Origin of the sequence: Methylocystis sp. H62 (assembly GCF_015709515.1) — a bacterium.
Taxonomy (GTDB): Bacteria; Pseudomonadota; Alphaproteobacteria; order Rhizobiales; family Beijerinckiaceae; genus Methylocystis.
The window spans coordinates 1-5,943 of sequence record NZ_JADNQZ010000017.1; the positions used below are offsets into that span (position 1 = coordinate 1).

Here is a 5,943-nt window from a genome sequence, read left to right on the forward strand (position 1 = left end):
CTGGTCTGCGCGGGCGCTTCTTCAACACCGTCGACCTCGTCAACCGCCTGGAGTCGGAGACCCGCGCCGGGCGCCAGGGACGCATCGCCGATTATCTTACCCGCATGGACTTCGTTGTTCTCGACGAACTCGGCTATCTGCCCTTCGCGCAGGCCGGCGGCCAATTGCTGTTCCATCTCGTCAGCCGGCTTTATGAGCGCACCTCGGTGATCGTCACGACCAATCTGGCCTTCGGCGAATGGCCGAGCGTCTTCGGCGACGCCAAGATGACGACCGCGCTGCTCGATCGCCTCACCCATCATTGCGACATTGTCGAAACCGGCAACGAAAGTTGGCGCTTCAAAAACCGCGCCTGACGCTGCCCCGATTGGTCAGACCGCTGCCGTTGTTGGCGTAACTCCGTTCGGGCTACGCCCTCCCTCCGTCACGCCAACAACGGCAGAAAATGCGCATCGGGAAAGGGGTCCCTTTTGGATGAAAAACTGGGGTCCCGATTCAATGGCGTTTGACACTCGCTCCTGGACGACGTCGCTCCAAGCCTCGCCGGAATGCAAATCAACCGCTTCAGCCGCTACCAGGCTGCTTTGCGGCTCCCCGGAGCCCAGGAGCCAGAAGTGGGGTCGGCCGAGGTTCAGGCGGGCGCGCAAGAGCACATCATATCAGGCATAAAGTGCGTCGCGCAGGAGAACCGCGTGTGGTGCGCGTGCGCCGCGGCGAAGATGATTCTTGACTTTTACGGCTTCGAGCACACACAGGCCGAAATCGCGATCGCTATGAATACTGCGCCCGATGGAACTCCTAACACTCCAAATCAGGTGGAAGCGTATAAGACGCTAAGCCAATCCAATCGGATCGCGACTTACGACGACACGCCGGGCTTCATGGAAGTGCAAACCGAAATCGCCGCTGGTCGCCCGCTAAAGTGTGGCATTAAGGGGCACGCACGGACGATCTGCGGTTGGAAAATGGATACGACTCAAGGGAACGAGGGGAGCTGGCTCTACATTTACGACCCGTGGCAGGCGCAGATTTACTGGGAGAAGTGGGGCGCGGTGCAGATCCTCAATTACATCTTTGTCCGCGAAACGCCAATCGGTTAGGTTGCCGGAAATGCCCGACGCGCCAAGCAACGAGAGCGTTCGTCGCGCCTTTGACGCCAGCTTGGCCCGAGAACTTCCGCAAGAACTGTTGGGTAGCGTCTCGGTCGAGAAGCCGTTGCAAGTGATGACGCCTCACCAAGAACCGCTTTACTGGCGTGTTCCCGTGCGGCTTGGCGAACGCACCGTGGGGTTTATGGATTTCGGCCTCGGCGGCGAACTGATCCGCTACAGCAGCCGGATTCGTAACTCGCGCGACGTCACCGATCTCGCACCGGATATCATAGACATGCTGCCCGAGGAACGAACCGCAAAGGCACGCGGTACCTTGAAGGCCGGCGACAAACTGGAGAACGCGCCCACTCTAGTCGCTAATCAAAGCCCCACACAGCTTACGTGGATGTTCCAAGCTCGCGAAGCGAACGGCGTCGCGCTACGCATCTATGTAACGCCTGAATTTTCGTGGTCCGCGGTTGCACAGGAAACCCAAAGCGACGAAGGAGAATAGTCAACCGGGAGCTTGCTTTTCCGTGTGACTGTCATTGCTTCAAGCGCAAGGTCAAGCTGCACCTAATGAATTATTACGGGGATCGACGGCAAATTGAAGGAGGAGAAGATGCCTGCAAAGTATCTCCTATCGACAGAAGAGAGCAGGACTATTGATGGAATTAAGCTTAGTCGTGTTATTCGATTGGCGGACGGATTAAAGGGAGGATTCATACAGTCCGAGGCAAATCTCAGTCAGGACGGAGCGTGCTTCTTATACGATAACTCGGCTATCTTTGAGAACGCGAAGGTCACAGGTGATGCGCAGATCCGCGGCATAGTGCGCGGCAACGCACAGGTCTCCGATCAAGCCTCGATCAATGGGCAAGTCTTCGACCAAGCCCGAATCTCTGGGCAGGCGCAAATTTCTGGGCGAGTATATGGACGGGCTATCATCCGCGGTTCCGCGAAGATATTTGGCGAGGTCTTCGAAGACGCGGTCGTTGAGGGCGAAGCTGTTGTCTACGGGCGAGTTCACGGTAGTGCCCACGTTGCTGGTAACAACACGGTCTATGGTGACCGCAAGTCGTGAGATCGCTCAATGGAGTTCGAACGCTGGGTTTCAGCTAAACAGCAAGAGCTGGGCCTCGTCCTAGATGGGTTCACCATAGCCGGCTCCCAAAAAAGAAGACGGCCAGTTGAAGCGCAGGAGCCGCATGATTAAGGGAGCGTGGCGCGCCGATGATCGGCATCGCAATATCCGTCGAAATTCGCACCGCGACCATATCTTGGGCAATCATTTCCGGGGCGGACACCGTCCGCGATTGCGCACCGCCGCTCGTTCTAGCGCCTGTTAACCTTCTCCTACCAATTTGCTCTCTCGGGTTTTTCGGAAGTCAACACGGCGGTCCTGGAAGGAACGTTCCGCGTTTTCGCGAAGCCTCGATCGCTCGCGAAATTTCTCCAGCATTGGCGTGATGAGTTTTGCCGCCTCGACTGACTTCCCTGTTTCCTTAACGAGGATCTCCGCGTAGGCGACGGGTCAGCGCCGCCGGCAGTGTGACGGTGATCTTCACGGGTTTGTCGTCGTCGATTGATGCGAGTTTCAGCTTGGTCATGGATCTCCGTGAGTTGTGACTTCAACGCCATAGGTGACGCATGAAAAAACGCCATGCCGGAAACACGCGGATCAAGCGCGACTATTTCGACTATATCAAGGGCCCAAAGCGCCAAAGCGAGAAGTCCATCGACATCGCCCCGAAGGCCATCCCCGGTTCGAGGACTACACACAAAACAAGGACTTCAAAACCTTCCGCAAGGAGCCGGCCATCGGCTTCGTGACGCATCTCAAGAGGCAACTCGCCGAGCGCACGGGAAAGCCACTGAGCAGAGCGATGCTGCTCTCGACCCTCAAGGCCCTACAGGCCTTCTTCACGTGGCTGTCTCAGCAGCAGGGGTTCAAGTCGCGCTTTTCCTATCTCGATGCTGCATATTTCGCTTTGTCGCGGAAGGAGACTGCGATCGCGCAGGCACCGCGCGGCAGGCCGATTCCGTCGATCGAGCAAATCCGCCACGTCATCCTGAGCATGCCGAGCGCCACCGACATCGAAAAGCGCGATCGCGCCTTACTCGCCCTGGCGATCATGAGCGGCGCGCGAGCCGACGCGCTCGCTTCGCTGCGGTTCAGCACGTCGATCTCGCGGCCAACTCGATTCAGCAGGACGCGCGCGACGTGCGCACAAAATTCTCGAAGACCATCGAAACCGCAGATTGCCGCACCGATAAAAAAATTCTCAGTATTCCATGGTGCGCGCGAACGAGATGGCATGCAAAGCCAATTTCGACTTTGGCAGACTTCATATTCTCCTGCGACCCAGCGTTGGGTTGACAAAGAATACAACATCATTGGTGATCGTTCATATTTTGTGCATATAGACGGGACAGGTCGGAATATGATTGAAAACAGCGCAAAGACATGGATGGGCACTGGTGCGGAGAGTACAAGCCGAGCCGCTGTGTGGTCCTTTTGCGAGGCCCTGGAACGAGGCGCAGATCCATTCAGCGGAGGTGTACCGCAAATTGTTGGGATTTGGCGAAAGGGAGTTGGCCGCAACTTTGGTGTGATTTGGAAAGGCAAGCGTTTTTTGAGCGGCCTTGAGGTCAAGGGAGAGGCTGTTTGGGATCGCGTCGATTGGTTCAACGAAAGGTTTGAAAGATGCTCGGGCGAAACGGGAATTCTGCTTGAAGGTGCTCAACCGCAGCCTAAGCCGCTTCGCATAGTGCGGGAAGAGAATGAACGGTGAATCGTTCCGGGTTTGCTGGAGGCCCAACTCTTTAGAGACTGGCGCAAAATGCGCCACCGGAATGCTCCGCTTGGGAAGCGCTTCAAGATTCTGATTGCAACGGGCTGGTTTGGCCGAGGTGGCGTGCTTTCGCAAGCCGCCAAATTCCCTGCGGCGCAGAGCCGGCTGCACGCGGTGCGAAAAAAAAGCGAATGATTGCGACGAGCTGCGTTCGTCTCCCACCGGCGCGGCGGGCGGAGCACTAGTAGAGGTGAGAAAGACGACTTGCCGCCAAGTTGGGGACCGCCCGCCCACGTGCGGTTTGTAGTTTTCTGCGGCGGAGACCTGTTTCCTTGATAAGCCGACTTATCTGCCGCGGAAGCGGCCACGGCGGCTCGGCAGCAATCTCGTTCATCTGAGCGATTGCTAGATTTATGCGACCCTCATTTAATACGATGGACCGGTTCTCTCCCCCCCGCGCCGCCCGTTTCTTAAGGTGTAACGTTTGGCTTCTGTATCCGGACCTCAGCTATGAGCAAATTTGATCGGGAACGCGACGCAGTAAGGAAACTCTGCAGCATTCTTGGATATGCGCCGAGCGCATACGAGGACCCCAACTCCAGATCGGTTGAGAGCGGCGGAGATGTGAAGCTCTTGTTCGGCGAGCGCGCAGTGGGCTTACAGGTAACTGACTACCACGCAGATGAAGGCCCAACGCCACGCGAGGGGTCGCGCCTTCGTGCGGAAGAGGAGAGGAAAGCGCGCGCTGCTATGGAGGCTCCCGATCCGGTAAAAGCTTACGGTCATTGGGCCCCTGCAGGATATATTGGTCCCCTCTCATTTCGGATCAAAGACAAGGTCGAGAAAACCGCAAAGCACGATGGTCACTCGTTCGACGAAATGTGGTTGTTGATCTGCGCTCAGATCAACGGTTGGGGGGCTAGCGCCTCGACCATGATCTCTCCTGATCTAGTCCGGCTCAACGACTTGGATGAAAAAGTTTCACCCATGCTGCGCTGTTCAGTCTTCTCCCGCGCCTTCCTGCTTTTAGAGTTAGACGGCATTGTATTCGGATGGGATAAAGGGGAAAACCGATGGTGCACTAAGAGGTAAAGCTACAGCCCATCAATTCACACAAACGAAATGGCTCGGTTAGTGTTTGGCTTGGATGATAGTCGAGAGGCTTGGCTGCGCGAATCCGAAGCCGTGGACGCAAAACCATTGCGAGGTCTTAGATGCGAAAAAATAAGCTGAGCCAAAGTCAGAGTTGACTCAAATTGAGAACAACGGCCGCGTTCAGCAAGCCCGGCGATCTCAACGGGCGAGTGGGGGCATTCATCGCGACAAACGTATGGCCTCGATAGCGTAACGGAGGGATGGCTCCACTTTCCTCGAAATTCCGATTTCCCTTACCACTCGCTTATCAGGCGCGAGAAGTTTGCCAGCAAGTGAGGCTAACTGCGCATTAAGTCGTTGACTTAAATGGTGCCGGTTGCAGGATTCAAACCCGCGACCTACTGATTAACGTAAGCGCTTAGCCGACCCCCTTCTGCCGAAAATTTTCTGATCATGCGAAGAAGCCTCTGCTTTTTAGGGTGGCTGTATGACCAGAGACGTCAAAATGGACGCCCAAATGGGCGTCTCTAAGGAAGGCTACGCGGGACGGATTGAGGTGGTTGCCGGCCCCACGGGCCGTCGGCGACGCTCTGAGGCGGAGAAGGCTCGGATCGCCGCCGAGAGTCTGACGCCGGACGCCATCGTGGCAGATATCGCTCGCCGATACGGAGCGACGCGCTGGCAGATCTACGATTGGCGCCGGCGCTTTCGGCGTGGTCTTTTGGCCGCCCCGAAAGAAGATGTCGCGTCGCCTGCGTTCGTTCAGCTAACCGTCGACGATGATCTACAACGAACGCCGCACGCCGATATCGTCGAGGTGGCGATTGGCGACATCTTGATCCGTGTGGGACGAGACGTGGGCGAGGCGCATCTGGCGCGGATTTTCCGCGCGGCGCGCGCCGCGTCATGATCGGGCTCGGCGGTCAGCTGCTGACGATCTACCTGGCCACGCGGCCGGTGGA

At 57.1% G+C, this 5,943-nt stretch carries 7 protein-coding genes and 1 pseudogene; 7 read left to right on the forward strand and 1 reads right to left on the reverse strand.

Annotated features, from left to right (window positions below; all coding sequences use genetic code 11):
- The 4 genes from IYY11_RS00335 to IYY11_RS00350 all read left to right on the forward strand — a co-directional run.
- A partial coding sequence (locus IYY11_RS00335) for an ATP-binding protein (protein WP_196402302.1) occupies positions 1-356 on the forward strand: 356 nt, incomplete at its 5' end.
- A gap of 192 nt (positions 357-548) precedes the next feature.
- Positions 549-1,100, forward strand: coding sequence for a C39 family peptidase (locus tag IYY11_RS00340; RefSeq protein WP_196402303.1), 552 nt, complete (start codon positions 549-551; stop codon positions 1,098-1,100).
- Positions 1,101-1,110: 10 nt separating this feature from the next.
- Positions 1,111-1,605 (forward strand): hypothetical protein, encoded by a 495-nt coding sequence (locus IYY11_RS00345; RefSeq protein ID WP_196402304.1) that lies wholly within the window; start codon positions 1,111-1,113, stop codon positions 1,603-1,605.
- A gap of 108 nt (positions 1,606-1,713) precedes the next feature.
- Positions 1,714-2,175: a polymer-forming cytoskeletal protein gene (locus tag IYY11_RS00350; RefSeq protein ID WP_196402305.1), complete on the forward strand. Its 462-nt coding sequence runs from the start codon at positions 1,714-1,716 to the stop codon at positions 2,173-2,175.
- Between the two features lie 261 nt (positions 2,176-2,436).
- On the opposite strand, the pseudogene IYY11_RS23530 reads toward IYY11_RS00350, so the two are convergent.
- Positions 2,437-2,701 (reverse strand): annotated as a pseudogene (locus tag IYY11_RS23530) (DUF2274 domain-containing protein).
- Between the two features lie 33 nt (positions 2,702-2,734).
- Here IYY11_RS23530 and IYY11_RS00360 point away from each other — a divergent pair.
- From IYY11_RS00360 to IYY11_RS00370, 3 genes are all read left to right on the forward strand, one after another.
- Positions 2,735-3,886 (forward strand): hypothetical protein, encoded by a 1,152-nt coding sequence (locus IYY11_RS00360; protein WP_196402306.1) that lies wholly within the window; start codon positions 2,735-2,737, stop codon positions 3,884-3,886.
- Between the two features lie 510 nt (positions 3,887-4,396).
- Positions 4,397-4,978: a hypothetical protein gene (locus tag IYY11_RS00365; protein ID WP_196402307.1), complete on the forward strand. Its 582-nt coding sequence runs from the start codon at positions 4,397-4,399 to the stop codon at positions 4,976-4,978.
- 490 nt (positions 4,979-5,468) lie between these two features.
- Positions 5,469-5,891: a transposase gene (locus IYY11_RS00370; protein ID WP_196402308.1), complete on the forward strand. Its 423-nt coding sequence runs from the start codon at positions 5,469-5,471 to the stop codon at positions 5,889-5,891.
- Positions 5,892-5,943: the final 52 nt, after the last annotated feature.

Bases quoted from the DNA above. Each gene is read 5' to 3' on its own strand.
- IYY11_RS00340 (WP_196402303.1), top strand. From the start codon at position 549: ATGCAAATCAACCGCTTCAGCCGCTACCAGGCTGCTTTGCGGCTCCCC.
- IYY11_RS00345 (WP_196402304.1), top strand. From the start codon at position 1,111: ATGCCCGACGCGCCAAGCAACGAGAGCGTTCGTCGCGCCTTTGACGCC.
- IYY11_RS00350 (WP_196402305.1), top strand. From the start codon at position 1,714: ATGCCTGCAAAGTATCTCCTATCGACAGAAGAGAGCAGGACTATTGAT.
- IYY11_RS00365 (WP_196402307.1), top strand. From the start codon at position 4,397: ATGAGCAAATTTGATCGGGAACGCGACGCAGTAAGGAAACTCTGCAGC.
- IYY11_RS00370 (WP_196402308.1), top strand. From the start codon at position 5,469: ATGACCAGAGACGTCAAAATGGACGCCCAAATGGGCGTCTCTAAGGAA.